This is a genomic window from Frankia sp. CgMI4 (genome assembly GCF_001756285.1).
In the GTDB taxonomy this organism is placed as follows: domain Bacteria; phylum Actinomycetota; class Actinomycetes; order Frankiales; family Frankiaceae; genus Frankia; species Frankia casuarinae.
Genome location: NZ_MAQZ01000002.1, coordinates 1 through 17,863 on the forward strand (window position 1 = coordinate 1; position 17,863 = coordinate 17,863).

A 17,863-nucleotide genomic window follows, 5' to 3' on the forward strand; every position below is an offset into this window, starting at 1 on the left:
GCGGCCGCACCCACACCCGCACTCGGCCCCACCCCGACGCCAAGACCCGCACCACCCGGCCCGGCACCCACACCCACGCCCGCACCCGGAACCCGCGCGCCGGCACCCGTGCCGCCCGGCCCGGCGGCCGCACCCACCCCGGCGCTGGCCTCGGCCCGCAGGGCCTTCGCGCAGAAGGCGCCGACCTGGTCACTGCCGCCAGCGGCAGTGACCAGCGCGTTCAGGTCCGGGGAACTGAGAGCCGCGCCGGCGTCGGCCGTGTAGGTATGGCACAGCGCGAGCAGGGACGCCGAGACGGACGCACCGGCGCTCGGCACTGAGACCCGCGGCGCGGTCACCTCGGCGGAGGGCGTAGCCACCGGGGACACAGCGGCGCTGCCACCTACACCGGGGACGGGCAGTACTCCTGTGCCGGCGGCGGCGGCGACGCCTCCGACGGCCGTGGCCGCGACCGCCACGGCGGCGACCTTCGCGGTCAGGAACTTCGCGAGCAACAACTTGGACATGGGCTCTCTCCGCGGCTGGGTGACGTGAGCGAGACGCGCCTCCCGGAAAGCGGCCACAGCCRCTTCCTCACCGTCGAGCTCGCCCTCGCGGGCCGGAGCGGCCACGGCGGCGAGCAGATCGGCAAGGGGATCCGCACCGGCCCCCGCATTGACCGGGCCGCCGCGAAGCATCCGCTCCGCGGCGCCCCGGCCGATCCGACGGGGTCGGTGTGTGCTCATCTCACGTCCTTCAGCGTCGAAGCCCTCACCGGTGTTACACCTGGCCGTGTTACACCTGGCCGTGTTGCACTTGGCCGGAGCCCATGGTCATCGCCGCGCGCCGCCACCCCGACCATGTTCACCTGGTTCACCTGCCTCCGGTCGACCAACCCCGGTGCCCCCACCATCACCGAGCTGTTCGGCAAGCCTGCGTAGCCCCCGGTGCGCCGCGGTGCGGACCGCGCCGGCGCGCTTGCCCAGAACCCGCCCCGCGGTCTTCGCGTCCAGCCCCATGACCACCCGCAGGAGCACCGCCTCCGCCTGGTCCAACGGCAGGCCCGCGATCAGGCGCATGGCGGCCTCGGTGGACATCGCCTCCAACGCCTCGCCGGCGGTGTCATCGGGCGCGGCCATCTCCGTCATCACCGTCTCGACCGGTACGTCACCGCGCGGGCGGCGAGATCGCCGGCGCAGCTGGTCGAGCGCGCGATGACGCGCGATCGTGGCTACCCAGCCGCGAAACCCGTCGAAGTCCCCACGGAACGACGGCAGGTCCCGGGCTATCTGCAGCCATGCCTCGGACGCGACATCCTCGGCCTCGTCACCGACGAGTACCCGCAGGTACCGCAACAGACCCGGCTGGATCGTCCGGTAGAGCAGCCTGAAGGCCGCCTCGTCACCGCGGCGTGCCCCGCTCACCGCCGAGGAAAGATCCGACTCCTCGACGGACGGTTCCTTGACGGACGGCTCCTTGGGGGACGGCTCCCCAACGGACGGCCTGCCGMCCCCGGCGCGGGTTTGGTGGCCGGCCGCCGGCGCCGGCACCAGMGCCGCCGGGCCGCCAGGCGCGGAGGCCGGCCCCGCCGAGGCCGGCCTCACCGAGGAAGATGATCGTCGCGGGATGCCCTCAGTGGCGACCGCATCTGCGCTCAGCTCCGCGCTCTCGCTCACCGCGCAGATGATGCGACCTCGCCCGGAACGGCCGGACATGGGGGGCTTGCTCATAGCACAGCGACAACGCACTGGCACGGTCAGACTCAGCCGCGCCCCGAGGATAACGTTCGGGTTCCGCGGCATTCCGCCCGGGCGCCGTCGGATTGATCTATGGTTGATGCGCCAGCTGGATGACCTGGTCGGGGGCATCTGGCCGCTTATGTCGGGCACGGGGGGCAGGGCGAGAGCTGTGGCTCGTTCATCGACGTCGCGGACGTCGCGGTTGGTTCTGGGATCCGCCGGTGCGCGGGTTCTCGTCGTCGGCACGGGCGGGCTCGGTGGGCCCGGCGTCGACCGGGCGGGCGAGGTCGGCGCCGTGGTAGCGCGGGCCGTGGCCGCGGTCGGCGGCGTGTTCGTGGAGCGCTGCGGGCTGGCCGAGGAAAGCCTGCGCACGGTCGTCGACCCGGCGACCCCGCTCGATCTCGGCGAGGCTCTCGCGGCGGCCGTCGAGCAGGCCACCGAGGCTCTCCTCGTCTACTACGCCGGCATCGTCCTCGTCGACGCCGACGGGATGATCCATCTGGCGACGGCCGTGTCGGACAGCCGTCCCCATCGCCTGGCCTACACGGCCCTGCCGTTGTCGTCGGTCCTGGCGACGATGGCGACGAGCCGGGCCGCCACCCGGCTCATCGCCGTCGACGGTCTGTGGGTGCGGACCACGGTCGCCAACTCCACCGTCCCGCCGGTGCCACCTCGCGTTCCCGGTCTTCGCGAGGATGTTCCCGGTCCTCGTGAAGATGCGGGGGGCGGCGTCAACGCGGCCGGCGACGGCGTGGAGCTGCTCGTGCTGACCTCGCCGCTGGCCGCGCACACCGGGCCGGCCGCGGATGACGGACCGCCGCTGTCCGCCGGCCTGGTCCGGCTCCTCGTCAACGGCGACCCGGACGGCCCGGTCGAGCTGAGCGTCGGGCAGGTGACCCGGCGGCTCGCCCAACGTCTCACCGCGGCCGGGAACGCAGTGCTGCATTCCGCCGCCGCCTGGTCGGATGGGGTGATCCTCGCCGGCAACGCCGCGCACACCCCGCCGATCGCCGACCTGGAGCCGGCGCCGACCACCGTGCTCACCGACGGCCCCGGCCCGGTGGTGACTCCAACCCCGCGACAGCCGGCGGGGCTTCCCAGCGCACCGGACGGCGGGGGGACCACCGGTGAGGCCGCCTGCCCCTATCCCGGTCTCGCCTCGTTCGACGCCGGCACGCAGCGCTGGTTCTTCGGGCGGGAGCGAGCGACGGCCGAGGCGCTGTCGCGGCTGGAGGAACGGCTGGACGGCGCGGGTCCGCTGGTGCTCGTCGGTGCCTCCGGCTCGGGAAAGTCGTCGCTGCTGGGCGCCGGGCTGCTCCCGGCGCTCGCCCGGGGCGCAGTGGCGGGCGCCCGCGGTTGGCCGCAGGTCCTGATGACACCCACGGATCACCCGGCCCGCGAGCTGGCCCGCACGGTGGCGCAGGCGGCCGGGCTGTCCGTGCTCGCGGCGGCACGGCTCGACGTCGTCTCGCAACCCGCCCGTTTCGTCGGGGCGCTGTCGGATCTGCTCGCCCTGGGTCCGGCCGCCGCCGGCGGCGGGACCACCCCGCCGACCCGGCGGGTGGTGATCGTCGTCGACCAGTTCGAGGAGACGTTCACCCTGTGCGCGGATGAGGAGGAGCGCGGCGCGTTCATCCGCGCGCTGGTCGCCGCGTGCCGCGGGGACGGGGCCACCCGTCCACCGGCGGTCGTCGTCATCGGCGTCCGCGCCGACTTCTATGGCTGGTGCGCGGCCTATCCGGAGCTGGTGGACGCGCTCCAGACGGGGCAGGTCGTGGTCGGGCCGATGACCGCGGCGGAGGTGCGCGACGCCATCGTGAAGCCGGCCGAGGCGGTAGGGCTCACGGTGGAGCCGGGCCTGGTCGATCTGATGCTGCACGACATCGGCGCCGACGAGCACGGCGTCGTCGCCGACCCCGGATCGTTGCCCCTGCTCGCGCACGCGCTGCGCGCCACCTGGCGGGAACGCGAGAACGGCACTCTGACGGTGGCCGGTTACCTGCGGGCCGGGGGTCTACGGGGGGCCATCGCCCGGACGGCGGAGGAGACCTTCGGCACGCTGGACGCGGCCGGCCAGGATGCGGCCTGGCAGATCCTGCTACAGATGATCCAGTTCGGGGATGGGACGGACGACACCCGCCGCCGCGTCTCACGCACCGAGCTGCTGTCCACGTCGGCGTCAGCCCAGAACTCGGCGTCAGCCCAGAACGTCTCCGCCGTCCTCGACGCGCTGGTCGCCGCCCGACTCGTCACCGTGGACGCCGACACCGTCGAGATCTCCCACGAGGCGCTGCTGCGCTCGTGGCCGCGGCTGCGCGAGTGGATCGAGGTCGATCGTGCCGCGGCGGTGACCCGACAGCGGCTCACCGACGCCGCGGCCACCTGGGACGACGGCGGGCGGGACCCGTCCTACCTGTTCGCCGGCAGTCGGCTGGCGACCGTCCGGGAGTGGGCGCAGGCCGGGCAGCGGCAGACGGCACTGAGCCCGGTCGCGCGGGACTTTCTGGCGGCCTCCCTCGCGGCCGAGCAGGCGGCGCGGCGGGCCGAGGTCCGGCGGACCAGGCGGCTGCACCAGCTCGTCGCCGCTCTCACGGTGCTGACCCTGATCGCCGGTGGAGCGATGGCGTTCGCCTTCCGGCAACGGGCCCAGATCGCCGGCGAGCGGGACCGGGCGCTGTCGGTGGCGATCGGCCGGCAGGCCGACCAGCTACGCAGGTCCGACCCGCTGGCCGCCGCCCAGCTCGGCGCCGTCGCCTACCGCCTGGCGCCGACGGCGGAGGCGCGCAGCGCCGTGCTGTCGACGTTCGCGAGCGACTACGGCTTCGCCACCCGTCACCTCGGCACGCAGACCCGTCCGATCGGCGCGGTCGCCTACAGCCGGGACGGCAGGCTGGTGGCGACGGCGAGCGACGACTGGACKGTCGCCCTGTGGTCCGCGTCAGACCCCACCCGCCGCACCCCGCTCAGCACGATCAGGGGCCACCGGCTGGCGGTGAAATCCGTGGCGTTCAGCCCGGACGGCCGGTTCGTCGCCACCGGGAGCGACGACCGGACGGTCCGGCTGTGGACCATCACCGATCCCACTCACCCGGTGCTCGCGGCGACGTTACCCGGCGCCTCCGACTCGATCCACGGGCTGGCCTTCCGCTCCGACAGCCGGGTCCTTGCCACCGGCGGGTACGGATCACAGGTGCGGCTGTGGGACGTCTCCGACGTGAGCGCGATCCGGCCGGCCGGCGCGATCACCGCCCACACCGCGAACGTCCGTGCCGTCGCGTTCAGTCCCGACGGCACCGAGCTGCTGACCGGTGGCGACGACGGCCGGGCCCTGCTGTGGGACGTGCGGGACCTCGCCGCCCCGGCGGAGCTGAGCGAGCTGAAGGGCGAGGCGGGCCCGAATGTCGTGCTCAGCGCGAACACGGCCGTCCGTGCGGTCGCCATCAGCCCGGACGGGAAGACGGCGGTGACCGGCAGCGACGACACCACCGCGCGGGTCTTCGATCTCACCGACCCGCGACGGCCGACCACCCTCCAGGTCATCGACGAGGTGCGATCGGTCGAGGCGGTGGCGGTCAACGTGGACGGCCTCGTGGCCGTGGGGGTGAACAGCGCGGTCGAGATCTACGATCCGTCCCGCCATTTCGACGCCATCGCGGTCCTGCCGCACGCGTCGAAGCCGTGGGCGTTGGCCTTCAGCCCGGACGGGCGAACCCTCGCCTCCGGTGCCGACGACCGCACCCTGCGCCTGTGGGACGTGCCGGGGCCGGTGCTGGTCGGGCACCACCGCTTCCTGTGGTCGACGGCGGTCCATCCGAACGGGCGGGTCCTAGCCACCGGGGACTACGGGCAGACCGTCCGGCTGTGGGATGCGCATGACCCCGATCGGCCGCTACCGGCCGCCACGTTGACCGGATTCAACGCCGCGGTCGGCAGCGTCCGGTTCACCCCGAACGGCAGGGTCCTCATCGCCGGCAGCCTCGACTACGCCACCGACTTCGACGGCATGGTCACGCTGTGGGACGTCGCCGACATCCACCGTCCCAGGCTGCTGTCCACCATCCATCCCGGCATCGGCGGGATCAAGGACCTGGAGGTCAGCCCGGACGGCCGGACCCTCGCGCTGGCCGGCACGAGCGCCCGGCTGGCCCTGGTGGACATCTCCGCCCCGGCCACGCCCCGGGGGCGGTCCGTCCTCGCAGGGCACCGCTACGACGTCGCCACCGTCAGTTTCAGCCCGGACGGGCGCACCCTGGCGTCCGGAAGCAGCGACCGGACCATCCGGTTGTGGGACATCACGAYACCGGACCGACCGGCGGGCATCAGCACGATCACGGGCTTCACCAGCGCCCTGATCACCATCGCCTTCAGCCGGGACGGAAGGACCCTCGCCGTCGGCAGCTTCGACACGAAGGTCGCCCTGTGGGACGTCACGGACCGCCGGGCCCCCYGCGCGCTGCCCTCGATCATCGGGTTGGGGGCCGGCGTCAACTCCATCGAATTCAGCTCCGACGGCCGGCTCATGGCGGCGGGCGTCGGCGGCGCGAACGGCGTGGTGCGGCTGTGGGACATGTCCGATCCGGCCGACCCGGTGCCGTACGCCACCTTCAGCGGCCGCTACAACGGCTTCGCTGCGGTCGCCTTCGCCCCGGACACCGCCTTCATCGTCGGAGCGCCCTACCAGGTGATCGGATTCGTCTGGGACCTCGACCCGGCGAGCGTCGTCACGCGGCTGTGCGCGCGGGCCGGCGACCCGCTCACCCGCGAGGAATGGAAACAGTACCTGCCGGGCCTCGACTACGATCCGCCGTGCGGCTGACCGGACCGGAGCCGGAACGGTTCATCACCGACCGGGTGGCCGAGGCGCTCCCCGCCTATGAGGTGACCGCCATGCTCGGGCACGGCGGTCACGCCGTCGTCCTCGCGGGTCGCCACCGCCGGCTCGGTCGAACCGTTGCGATCAAGGTCCTGTCGACCAGCGCGGCGGACGGCGGCGCCCACGGTCGGTTCCTGGCGGAGGCGCGCCTGCTGGCCGGACTCGACCATCCCCACGTAGTCCGCATCTACGACTACGTCGAATCCGGGGACCTGTGCCTGCTCGTCATGGAACGACTGGCGGGCGRCACCGTGCGGGCCCGCGCGGCGAACGGGCTGACCGTCGACGTCGTCTGCGCGATCGGGTTGGCGACCGCCGCCGCGCTGGAATGCGCGCACGCGGGCGGGATCCTGCACCGCGACATCAAACCGGACAACATTCTCTTCAGCGCCGACGGCCTGCTGAAGGTCACCGACTTCGGGATCGCCAAGCTCATCGGCGCTTCCGGCGCGGCCCCGAGCACGCTCGTCGGTACCCCCGTCTACATGGCGCCGGAACAGTTCGACGGCCGGCCGCCGGGACCGGCGTGCGACCTGTACGCACTCGGGATCGTCCTCTACGAACTGCTCAGCGGCCGCCCACCGTTCGTCCGGGCGCTATCGATGGCGCAGCTGATGGACCATCATCTGCGCGTCGCGCCGCAACCACTGGACGCCGCGCCGCCGGCAATCGCCGCGGTGGTGGACCGGGCGCTGCGCAAGGAGCCCGGTGCACGCCCGCCGTCGGCCCGCGCGTTCGCCCTGGATCTCGCCGCCGCGACGGCCCATGCGCTCGGTGCGGGCTGGCTCACCCGCTGCCCGCTGCCGCTGCGGCTCGACGACGATGTGCGCGACGCGGCGCGCGGCAGTCCACCAGCCCGCACACCACCAGCCCGCACACCACCAGCCCGCACACCGCCGGACACTCCGCCGTCAGCCGTCCCGCCACCAGCCACCGCCTCACCACGCCGATGGTCAGCCGGCGTGATCCGGCGCCGGTCCCTGAACCGGACCGCGCGGCGCGACCTCCGCCCGGCCGACATCACGTCCGCGCCGTTGCGGGTGGACTACCCGTACAGCGTGGTCGCCGCGCCGGATGGTGCGGTATACGTGTCCCAACGGCTACGCCACCGGGTGCTCCGGATCGAACGCGACGGCCGGACGGTTCACGTGGCCGGCTCCGGCAAGAGCGGCCCGCACGGTGACGGGGGGCCGGCCGTCAACGCCGAGCTGGACAACCCGTGCGGGCTGGCCCTGGGCCCCGACGGTTCCCTGTTCATCGCGGACAGCTTCAATAATCGGATCCGCCGGGTCGCGCCGGACGGTCGGATCGTCACCGTCGCCGGCTCCGGCCGTCACGGCCCGCCGGCCGGCCCCGCCGCCCGGCACGCCGCCTCGCTCAACCTGGCGCATCCGCACGGCGTCTACGTCGACGCGGCGGGCCTGGTGTACGTCGCGAACACCGGCGGCCACCAGGTGATCCGGATCGACCCGGATCTGCGGGCGGCACCGCTGGCGGGGGCGGGTGTCCCCGGCCTGTCCGGAGATCACRGACCCGCCCAGTTCGCCCAGCTCCGGCGCCCGCACGACGTCACGGCCCCGCCCGGACGGAATGTCTACCTCGCCGACACCGACAATCACCTGCTGCGGGCTGTCGACGCCGACGGGATCATCTCCACGGCCGCCGGGATGTTCTACGGCGCGTCCCCCGACGACGGAGCCCCGGCCCGGATCGCGGACGTCGGTCGACCCCACTCGCTGGCGCCCACCCCCTCGGGCGGTCTGCTGGTCACCGACCCCGATCGGGGACGGGTCCGCCTCGTCACCCACGATCGACTCGTCCGCATCTTCGCGGATGCCCGAACAGGTCTGCGGCGGCCGCTCGGTGTCACCGTCCACAGCGACGGCACCGCCTTCGTCGTCGACACCGCCCAGCACCTCATCCACCGTCTCCCGGTCGCATAGACCGGTCACCCGGCAAAGCATGGAAGACCCGGACGATGGTCAGTCCCCGGCACCATCAGCGGCGTCGGCACCATCAGCGGGGTCGGCACCATCAGCGGGGTCGGCACCATCAGCGGGGTCGGCACCATCAGCGGGGTCGGCACCATCAGCGGCGTCGGCATTCGTGCGTCCGGCGGCCCGGTGGGCGTTGGCGAGGTTTCCCTGCGAGGTCAGGGTGTCGCGGTGATCCGGTCCGAGGACACGCCGCTGGTCGGCCAGTACCCGCTCGTACAGGTCGATCGCCTCCGCGAGGCGCCCCGCGGCCGCAACGGCGCAGGCCAGGTTGTTCCAGGTGATCAGGATGTGTGGATGGTCGGCGCCGAGAACACCGCGGGCATCGGAGAGAACCCGCTCGTACAGATCGATCGCCTCGGGCAGACGTCCGAGCGCCTGGTAGGCGTCGGCGAGATTGCTGCGGGAGAGCAGGGTGTCGGGATGGTTGTCGCCGAGAACGCCTTCCCGGCCGGTCAGTACCTGCTCGTACAGGTCGAGGGCCTCAGTCGTCCGTCCGCTGGCCTGATAGGAGCTGGCGAGATTGTTGCGCACGAGGAAGGTCGTGAGATGCTCCTGGCCGAGAACCCGGACGACGTCGACGAGAACCTCTTCGTGCAGCCTGATCGCCTCCGCCAAGCGCCCCGCCGTCTGGTATGCGTTGGCCAGGTTGCTCCGGGCCAGCAGGGTGTCGCGATGGTCCGGGCCACGGATCCGTCCAGCGTCGTCGACAACCTGCTCGAGCAGTTCGACGGCCTCCGCGATGCGTCCGGCGGCCCAATAGGMGCTGGCGAGATTGTTACGGCTGATCCCCAGATTGGGATCATCGGATTCGAGGATGCGGCTGGCCCGCGCCAGGATCCGCTCGTACAACCCGATGGCCTCGGAAATGCGTCCGGCCTTCTGYAGGGCGAGGGCGAGGTTGTTCCGGAGAACCAGGGTGTTGGGGTGGTCGGTTCCCACGACCTGCTCGGTTCGAGCCAGCACCCAGGTGTGCAGGTCCACGGCRGCGGCGAGCTGTCCGGTTTCCTGGAGATAGAGCGCCGCCAGATTGCCCAGCCCCAGCATGCCCGCCGCGTTCGCGTCCGCCGGGGACGGCTCGGCTTCGATCTGGGCCTGAAGGTGTGGGAGCAGCGCGGCCCAGCGCGGCCAGGCCGCCGGATTACCCTGGATCGCGGTGGGCAGGGCCCTGATCATCAACCAGCCGACGGTGGCCCGGAACTCCAGGTGCCGCGACGTCGGAACCCGGTCCCGCAGCACCGCCTGCACCAGCCGATGCAAGGTGATGGTTYCCTGTTCGACCTTGCCCAGCCCGAGAGCACGGAGGCGGGCGACCAYGTCCCCCCAGCGCAGCGGGGAGGAACAGGCCGCGCTCAGCGCCGACCAGAGCGTCCCCTCCCCGTTGCTCTCCCCCAGCTCCCCGTTGCTCTCCCCCAGCTCCCCGTTGCTCTCCCCCAGCACCACCAGCGCGGGAAACAGGTCGAGCGGGATGGGCTCCGGACCGAAGAATCCGGCCAGCTGCAGCAGCTCGACGACGGYCGGTTCGTCCGGTCCGATCTCGTCCAGGGCCAGGTTCCACGCCGCGGCGACAATGAACGGATAGCGGTCCGGTTTTCCGCGGGTAAGGAGTTCCCGAGTCTCCACGCGCAACGCAGCCAGGTAGTCCGAAACGGTCATGCCGCTGGCGGCGAGCCAGGCTCCGGCCTGTTCCGCCGCCAGCGGCAGGTCCCCGACCGCGGCCGCGAGCCGCTCAGCCTCGGCGTCCTCCAGCGCGGCTCGGTGCCTCCTCAGCAGATCGATCGTGTCCCTCCGGGGCAGCACCGCGACCTCGGTTGCGGTAGCCCGACCGGCCCAGTCGGGGTTGCGCGAGGTAATCACGAGATGTCCGAACTCGGCGGTCTCCGCGGCCTGCAGAAGCCTGGACAGGTAGGGGTTGGTGGCGGTAGCACCGGCGTTGTTGCCCATGACGGCATTGCCAATAACGGCATTGCCAATAACGGCATTGTCGACGACCAACAGCCACCGGCGATGAGGTCGACCGGCGCGCAACGCCTCGGCCGCCGCGGCGGCCGCTGCCTCGTCCCCCTCCACGTGGGCGAGTCCCAGCTGGGCCGCGAGGGCGGCGAGGCCGGCGACGACCTCCGTCATCTTGTCGCCGCGGATCCACCAGACCAGGTCGTAGGCGTGGCTGTACCGGTAGGCGAACTCCACGACGAGCTCCGTCTTGCCGACCCCGCCCAGGCCATGCACCACCTGGGCCCGCACCCCCGGCACAGGGGAACCGGGGCCGGGCACGGCCCGGTCGAAGCCCGTCAGTCGCGCGCGCAGCTCGGCGAGTTCGGATGCACGCCCGACAAAGCGGGGGTTACGCACCAGTTCCGGCGGCAGCCCCCACACGAGCGGGGKCCGACCCGGATACCGCGCTGCCCGTTCGGACTCGTCCGCCGCCGCGGGCACGTCGCGGGTGTCACGGGTGTCGCGGGTGGGGAGCGGCGTGGGATTGACCGACCGCACCTGCCCTGTCACGGCGGCACGTATCCCGTCCAGCAGCCGGGCGCGAGCGGCTGCGGCGGCGCCCGGCCCGGCCAGGTCGGTCAGGTCGGTCAGGTCGATCCAGGTGAGGCTGCCGAGCAGGCCGAGCGTGCCGGGCTCGCACGGCTCGACCTGCACCGGAATCAGCCGGCGTCCCCGCCCGCCCATGTCCGCCGCCCAGATCGCCTGCCACTGCGCCGCCGCGCCGACCGAGGCGAGATAGGCCGGGGTCAGCACCGCCAGGAGCCGGCCTGCGGTGGTCAGTCCCGCCTGGACGAGCGCAGGCCAGTTCGACCCGGGGACGAAGTCCCATGCCTCGAGCAGCACGCGGCGGCCAGCCCTCTCCAGGGTGTCCGCGATCCACTCCGCCCACGCCTGGTCGACGCCGGCGTAGGAGACGAAGAAGTCCACCGTCTTCCCGGCGTCGTGGGTGGTATCCGTGCCAGCCGGGTTCATCGGCTGGCCACCCGGACGCCCCGCCAGTCGAGAGGTGAAGGCCGGGATCAGGCGTTGGGCGGCAGGTCGGTGCCGGCACCGCGCTGACGTAGCGCGACCCGCTCCAGGCCCGCGCCCATGGCCAGCGCCGCCTCGGCGTCGGTGTTGAGGCCTTCCACCGTGAATCCCGCCTCGGCGATCATCTTCAGGTCCTGGTGGCCCTCCTGACCCTCACTGGTCAGGTAGTCACCAAGGAAGATKGAGTTCACCACCGAGAGGGCGAGGGGCTGCATCGAGCCGAGATGAATCTCCCGGCCGCCCGAGAGCCGCACCTCGGCCGTGGGGTTGACGAACCGGACCATGGCGAGAATGCGCAGGCACTGCCGGGGGTTGAGGTTCCACTCCGCCCCCAGGGGCGTGCCCTCGAATGGCATGAGGAAGTTGACCGGGATGGAGTCCGGGGCGARCTCGCGCAGCGCGAAGGCGACGTCGACGAGGTCCTCGTCGCTCTCCCCCATGCCGGCGATGATACCCGAGCAGGGTGAGAGGCCGGCGTGCCTGGCTTCCTGCACCGTGTCGACCCGGTCGTTGTAGGTGTGCGTCGTGCAGATGTCTGCGTACTTCTCACCGGCCGTGTTCAGGTTGTGGTTGTAGGCGTCCGCACCGGCCGCCCGCAGCTGTGCGGCCTGCCCGTCGGACAGCAGGCCGAGGCACGCGCACACCTCCACGTCCGGATGCGCGGTCTTGATCGCGCCGATCGTGTCCGCCACGCGGTCGACGTCCCGGTCCGTCGGCCCGCGGCCGCTCGCGACCAGGCACACCCGGCGGGCACCGCCCGAGATGCCGGCGCCGGCCGTCGCGGCGGCCTCCTCGGGCTTGAGCCAGGTGTACTTCAGGATTCCCGTGTTCGAACCGAGCCGCTGCGAGCAATAGGAACAGTCCTCCGGACAGAGTCCGCTCTTGAGGTTCACCAGAAAGTTCAGCTTGACACGCCTGCCGAAGTACCTCCGCCGGAGCCGGTAGGCGGCGGCGACGACGTCCAAGAGATCGTCGTCGTCACTGCGCAGGACGGCCAGGGCCTCGTCCCGGGTCGGAGCCTGACCACTCACCCCCTTGCTGACAAGGCTGTTCAGAGTGGCTGACAGGTCCATGTCCGTCATCCTCGATCCTCTGCTGGCACGGCGGGCACTGGCGGGCGGCGGAAACCTGCGGGTGATCGTCCTTCCRCCGCGTCCACACTCTCATCGTTGCCTTGATCGGAACCAGCGATCGCCCACGTCGGGGCGGGGGTACGGCCGGGGTTGCCCGGACGTGGAYGTGGCCAACCGGCGCCGGCGGGSAGGAAGGGGAGGATGGGTATGTGGCGACTGGATCCCGGGTGGAGGAGAACGACGCGTGCGTGTCGGGCGACAGCGTCGCCGGCGCCCACCCCACACCGACCGAACCAGCGACTGGACCTTCGAGTGGAAACTGGACCTTCGACCGGAAAGTGAGGCCCACGAGTGAGCCCGCAAGGATCCGACTCCGACGTCGTGACGGTGCCGCGTGACGCGGCGTCACCACAGACGGTGTCGCGTGACACCGCGTCGGTCCCGCCCRCCGACGAGGTCGTGCTCCTCGACGCCGAACGCCGCCCCTGCGGGACGGCGCCGCGGATCGCCGTGCACGGCCTCGACACCCCCCTGCACCTGGCGTTCTCGTCCTACCTTTTCGACCCGTCCGGCAGGCTGCTCGTCACCCGCCGGGCGCTCGACAAGCGGACCTGGCCGGGGGTGTGGACGAACAGCTGCTGTGGGCATCCCCGCCCAGGCGAGGATCTGGCGCGGGCCGTCGAGCGCCGGGTAGGCCAGGAACTCCGCCTGGAGTTGACCGACCTGCACTGCGCGCTGCCGGACTTCGCCTACCGCGCCACCGCCGCCGACGGTCTCGTGGAGAACGAGGTCTGCCCGGTCTACGTGGCGCGGGCGCTCGGGGACCCGGATCCGGACCCGGCCGAGGTGGTCGAGTGGCGCTGGGTCGAGTGGGACGACTACCGCCGGGTGGCCGCCGCCGCGCCCTGGGCGCTAAGCCCCTGGTCGGTCGACCAGATGGCGGCGTTCAGCGCGGCGGCCCATCCGCTGACCGCCGCGCTCTCCCTCGTCTCCGGCGGAACCCACRCCTGAGCCGGCCATCCGGCGAGCCGACCCTCCGTCCTGTTCCGGAGGGCATCCTGTTCCGGAGGGGTTGCCGTGCCGGCGCTGACGCCCGGGGCCACCGAACCGCGGATGGTCCCGGACGCCGCGCGACCGTCCGCCGCCGGCCCCGACCCGGGGGTCCGTGGCGACGACGACACCGCGACGCGGGTGGCAGGAGCACGGCGTCAGTCCACGGCACCCCGCCGCGTCACGGCATCCCGGACATGGTCGATGACCGAGGCGATCGGACCTACCGTCCACTGCTTGGCGGTCGAACCGGCGGCTGACGGGTGCGGATGGGTGGGAGCGAACTTCTCCGCCGTCCGAAGCCGACGGCCCATGCTTTCCAGCTGCCTGGCGTCGCGGGCCGCGTGCACCCGGGGGAACTCCTCGTTTTCCTCATGCTCGGCATGGTCGACAACGGCCCGTTCGAAGTCCGCCAGCTTCGCATCGAACTCGGCGCTACCGACATCCATCTTCTCCAGCGCCAGCAGCACGCGGGTGGCCTCGTCCTCCTCGTGGTTGCGCGCCTCGGCCACCCGGCTGTCGATCTTCTTCGTAACCGGCCGCACGACCATCTCCTCGGCGGTCTCGTGCGCGGCGAGCAACGCCCGCAGCTCGTCGAACGCCCGGCGCTTGTGCTCGCCCGCCGCCGACTTCACGTCCGCGAACAGCTCGCGGATGCGGGCGTGCTGTTCGAGCAGGACTCCCACGACGTCGTCGTGGGAGAACTGCGCCGCTCGGCCGCCGTCGAACCCAGCGTCATTGATCGGCATGATGTCCTCCTCATCACGGTCCGCCCATCGAGACCTCGATGTCGGCGTGCCCCGAGACGGCACTCGAAATCGCGCGGCATCGAGGACGCCCGACCGGCGGGGCCCAACCGGCACGTTGGGCTCGTCAACCTGCCCCGGCCGGATCGGGGTACCGAGAGTGCCCCGATCCGGCCGGGGCAGCTCGCCGCCTACCGACGTCCCCAATCAGGGCCAGTACGAAGTAGCCACCTAAACGGCCCCATGAGTAGCTCATAATTCCTAGTAACCCGTCGGCGCGATGACGGTGAGTTGATGCCTGGGAGCACCTGCGCCGTCCGGTCACGCCGCACCGGTCACGCCGACCGGCGCGTACGACGGAATAACGCCGATACCCTCCCAAAGACACGTATAGTGATAATTCCTGGCGTCCAGGCTTGAGTCGAAGCTTGAACCGAAGGCGACCGGCCGAGGCATGCCCCTCGCATCGCGGGATTCGGCCGGCGCCGTTGCCGGGAGGCAATGGCTCCCTCGGTCGGCAGGACCGGCTCGATACGATGCGCCTCGGGTCGATCATCCGACCAGCCGTGCCGGGCGGACGGATACCCCTTTTCGGCCATAGCCACAGGTCCCGCAATGGCCACAGGTCCCGCAATCTCCAGGCCTTTGGCCCCGCCGGGGCCGCTGGGCCKCTGGGCCGCTGGGCCGCCGCATCCGGCGGATGATCGGACCAGGCCGCGGTTGCGGGCCCGGGACGGGCACTCGGGCCGAGGCCCTGACCAGGAGAAGCGGTCAGCGTCTACGGCGTGTCGTGAGAAGTCCGCAACCGGTCCGGATCTGCCGCGGACGGGCCGGCGCGGCAGGTCTGGACCGGGTGGGACGCCACGCGCCGTCTCCGTCCCCGTCGCCGTGACGTTTCCGGCCCACCGCAGGGGGTGAAGAAATACCCGCACGCCGCACTCGAGGGAGACGACGGCGCTCCCACCCGGGTTCCCCGGAAATTGGCTATGTTCCGCGGCGCGAACGAATATCACCGAAGGAATTTTGCGCGCGGACTCCGCGAACGCTCCGACCGCCAGCCGGACCAGATTTCGACCCGATATCACCACGGTCGGGACACGGGCGCCGATCGGCGCTTGATCCACCGGCGGACTGGATCAACCAGCGGAAAAGGAGGACGGTACTCCTGTCCGCCGCGTACCGACAGTTCGTCCGGGACACCGGGAAAACGATCGAGAAAACGCCTGGCCGCCCTTTACAGTGCGTGGTCGCCGGGCYRGGCCGAGGACTAGAGSAGGCCGGTCTGCCCGGACCAGATCTGATTGGTTCCGCAAAGTGCTTGCCGCCCGTGGGATCGATGCGGGAGGCTTCCCATGCGCGGCGAGACGACGCGCGTTCCGTTCGAGACAAGCGCAGGTCTCCTGTTGACTCGACGCCATGGGGGGGGTTACACCAACGGAGCGCCCATAGATGTCATCGCTACTCAGGGAAGGCGGGACTCACCCAGCGCAGCATCGGAACTTCGACGTCCCGCATTTCGTGTCGGTTCGATGTACCTGCGGTCGGCGGCCAGCCGCCGGGATCCGTCACGCCCGCACATTCCTATGACCGTGCACAGGCCGCGCCTTCTACATGTGCGTCGGGTCAATAGAAACCGCACTCCGGGAAAACCCCCATACCCCCAGTGTAAACCCCCACTCCCAGTGGGAAAACTGCCCCTGCGAAAACCAGAGATAGGTGGAGTCTGTCATGACCGAACCCGTGCAGGCCGGTACGGATGCCGGCGGCGAAGAGCCCCGGCTGAGTCTGAGCACGGCGGCCGCGCGCAATCTCGCGRCGACCACCAAGTCCGTTCCGCAGATGCAGGAGATCACCTCCCGGTGGCTGCTGCGGATACTGCCATGGGTCCAGGCGTCCGGCGGCGTGTACCGGGTCAACCGCCGTCTGACCTACGTACTCGGGGACGGACTCCTCACGTTCACCACCACCGGATCCGAGGTCCGGGTCGTTCCGCGCGAACTCGGCGAGCTGCCCGCCCTGCGGGGCTTCGACGGCGAGGTGCTCGATGCGCTCGCGGACCGCTTCGCCCAACGGGAATTCGCTGCCGGAGACGTGCTGGTGGAGAGCGGTCAGGCCGCCGACCAGGTGTTCCTGATCGCGCACGGTAAGGTCGGCAGGTTCGGCCTCGGAGAGTACGGCGACGAGCGGGAACTCGGCGTACTCGCCGACGGCGAGTACTTCGGTGACGAGGCGCTGGTCGAGGAGGACCTGACCTGGGAGTTCACGGCCCGCGCACTCACCGGTACGACGGCCCTCGTCCTGTCGCGCCAGCAGTTCTCCGAACTCGCCGACTCCTCCGACGAGCTGCGGCGTCACCTCGACGAGTACCGGACCCGGCTCCAGCCCCCGAGCAACCGCCTGGGCGAAGCGGAGATCGCGATCGCCGCCGGGCACACCGGGGAACCGGACCTGCCGGGGACGTTCGTCGACTACGAACTGGCCCCCCGCGAGTACGAGCTCAGCGTCGCCCAGACCGTGCTACGCATCCACAGCCGGGTGGCGGACCTCTACAACGAACCGCACAACCAGCTGGAGCACCAGATCCGGCTCACCGTCGAGGCCCTGCGCGAACGCCAGGAGCACGAACTGGTGAACAACCCCGACTTCGGGCTGCTGCACAACGCCGACCTCCGTCAGCGTATTCACACCCGGAGCGGTCCGCCTACCCCGGATGATCTCGACGACCTGCTGAGCCGCCGACGCAGCACACATTTCCTGCTCGCCCACCCGCGGACCATCGCCGCGTTCGGCCGGGAATGCACCGCCCGTGGCATCTACCCGGCCACCGTCCTCCTCCACGACCAGCACGTGCCGGCCTGGCGTGGCGTTCCCCTGCTCCCGTTGAACAAGATTCCGATCAGCGGGACCGGTACCACGTCCATCCTCGCGCTGCGCACCGGTGAGGAGAACCAGGGGGTGATCGGCCTGCACCACGCCGGCCTGCCGGACGAATACGAGCCCGGCCTGTCCGTGAGATTCGCGGGTATCAGCGACAAGGCCATCATCTCGTACCTGGTGACCACGTACTACTCCGCGGCGGTGCTCGTCCCCGACGCGCTCGGTATCCTGGAGAACGTCGAGATCGGTCGGTGACACCCGGCCGCGCGAGCCGCTGGGACCACCCGGAACCCGCGGAATTACGCGGAATTACGCGGAATTACGCGAGATCACATGAGATCACGCTGGGTTCCGGAAGGGTTCCGCGGGGCTCCGCGGCATCCCGGCCCGATCTCTCCCGGCCGCCCCGAACGTTCACTTCTCCGCTGCCACCTCGGCAGACCCGGTGCACCTTCCCCGGGGCCGGTTCCCCGGGGAAGGTGCACCGGTGCCGGATACGGATAAGGAT

Annotated in this window: 9 protein-coding genes; 4 read left to right on the plus strand and 5 right to left on the minus strand. The window is 71.4% G+C overall.

Annotated features, from left to right (window positions below; genetic code table 11):
• Both Manayef4_RS00070 and Manayef4_RS00075 read right to left on the minus strand, forming a co-directional pair.
• Positions 1-725: hypothetical protein (locus Manayef4_RS00070; RefSeq protein ID WP_070130313.1), on the minus strand; the 725-nt coding region annotated here is incomplete at its 3' end.
• 87 nt (positions 726-812) lie between these two features.
• Entirely contained in the window at positions 813-1,403 is a 591-nt protein-coding gene (locus Manayef4_RS00075) for an RNA polymerase sigma factor (protein ID WP_035734204.1), read from the minus strand.
• Between the two features lie 517 nt (positions 1,404-1,920).
• Between Manayef4_RS00075 and Manayef4_RS00080 the strand changes: the two genes are divergently transcribed.
• Both Manayef4_RS00080 and Manayef4_RS00085 read left to right on the plus strand, forming a co-directional pair.
• Positions 1,921-6,534: an AAA family ATPase gene (locus Manayef4_RS00080; RefSeq protein ID WP_083282199.1), complete on the plus strand. Its 4,614-nt coding sequence runs from the start codon at positions 1,921-1,923 to the stop codon at positions 6,532-6,534.
• Positions 6,525-8,534 carry a serine/threonine-protein kinase gene (locus Manayef4_RS00085; protein ID WP_070130212.1) on the plus strand — a complete coding sequence of 670 codons (2,010 nt, stop codon included), beginning with the start codon at positions 6,525-6,527 and terminating at the stop codon, positions 8,532-8,534. The genes Manayef4_RS00080 and Manayef4_RS00085 overlap by 10 nt, the downstream gene beginning before the upstream one ends.
• 39 nt (positions 8,535-8,573) lie before the next feature.
• Here Manayef4_RS00085 and fxsT read toward each other — a convergent pair whose 3' ends face one another.
• The gene (gene fxsT / locus Manayef4_RS00090; RefSeq protein WP_070130213.1) at positions 8,574-11,552 is read right to left on the minus strand and encodes an FxSxx-COOH system tetratricopeptide repeat protein; all 2,979 of its coding nucleotides are present in this window, start codon (positions 11,550-11,552) and stop codon (positions 8,574-8,576) included.
• Positions 11,553-11,599: 47 nt separating this feature from the next.
• On the minus strand, positions 11,600-12,682 hold the full coding sequence (gene bioB / locus Manayef4_RS00095; protein WP_070130315.1) for a biotin synthase BioB: 1,083 nt from the start codon (positions 12,680-12,682) through the stop codon (positions 11,600-11,602).
• 417 nt (positions 12,683-13,099) lie between these two features.
• Here bioB and idi point away from each other — a divergent pair, with 417 nt between their 5' ends.
• Positions 13,100-13,693 (plus strand): isopentenyl-diphosphate Delta-isomerase, encoded by a 594-nt coding sequence (gene idi / locus Manayef4_RS00100; RefSeq protein ID WP_083282218.1) that lies wholly within the window; start codon positions 13,100-13,102, stop codon positions 13,691-13,693.
• Positions 13,694-13,890: 197 nt separating this feature from the next.
• On the opposite strand, the gene Manayef4_RS00105 is transcribed toward idi, so the two are convergent.
• Entirely contained in the window at positions 13,891-14,481 is a 591-nt protein-coding gene (locus Manayef4_RS00105) for a hemerythrin domain-containing protein (protein ID WP_011438583.1), read from the minus strand.
• 1,725 nt (positions 14,482-16,206) lie between these two features.
• Here Manayef4_RS00105 and Manayef4_RS00110 point away from each other — a divergent pair.
• Complete coding sequence (locus tag Manayef4_RS00110; protein WP_070130214.1) at positions 16,207-17,610, plus strand: family 2B encapsulin nanocompartment shell protein; 1,404 nt, start codon at positions 16,207-16,209, stop codon at positions 17,608-17,610.
• Positions 17,611-17,863: the final 253 nt, after the last annotated feature.

Bases quoted from the DNA above. Each gene is read 5' to 3' on its own strand.
- Manayef4_RS00105 (WP_011438583.1), bottom strand. From the start codon at position 14,481: ATGCCGATCAATGACGCTGGGTTCGACGGCGGCCGAGCGGCGCAGTTC.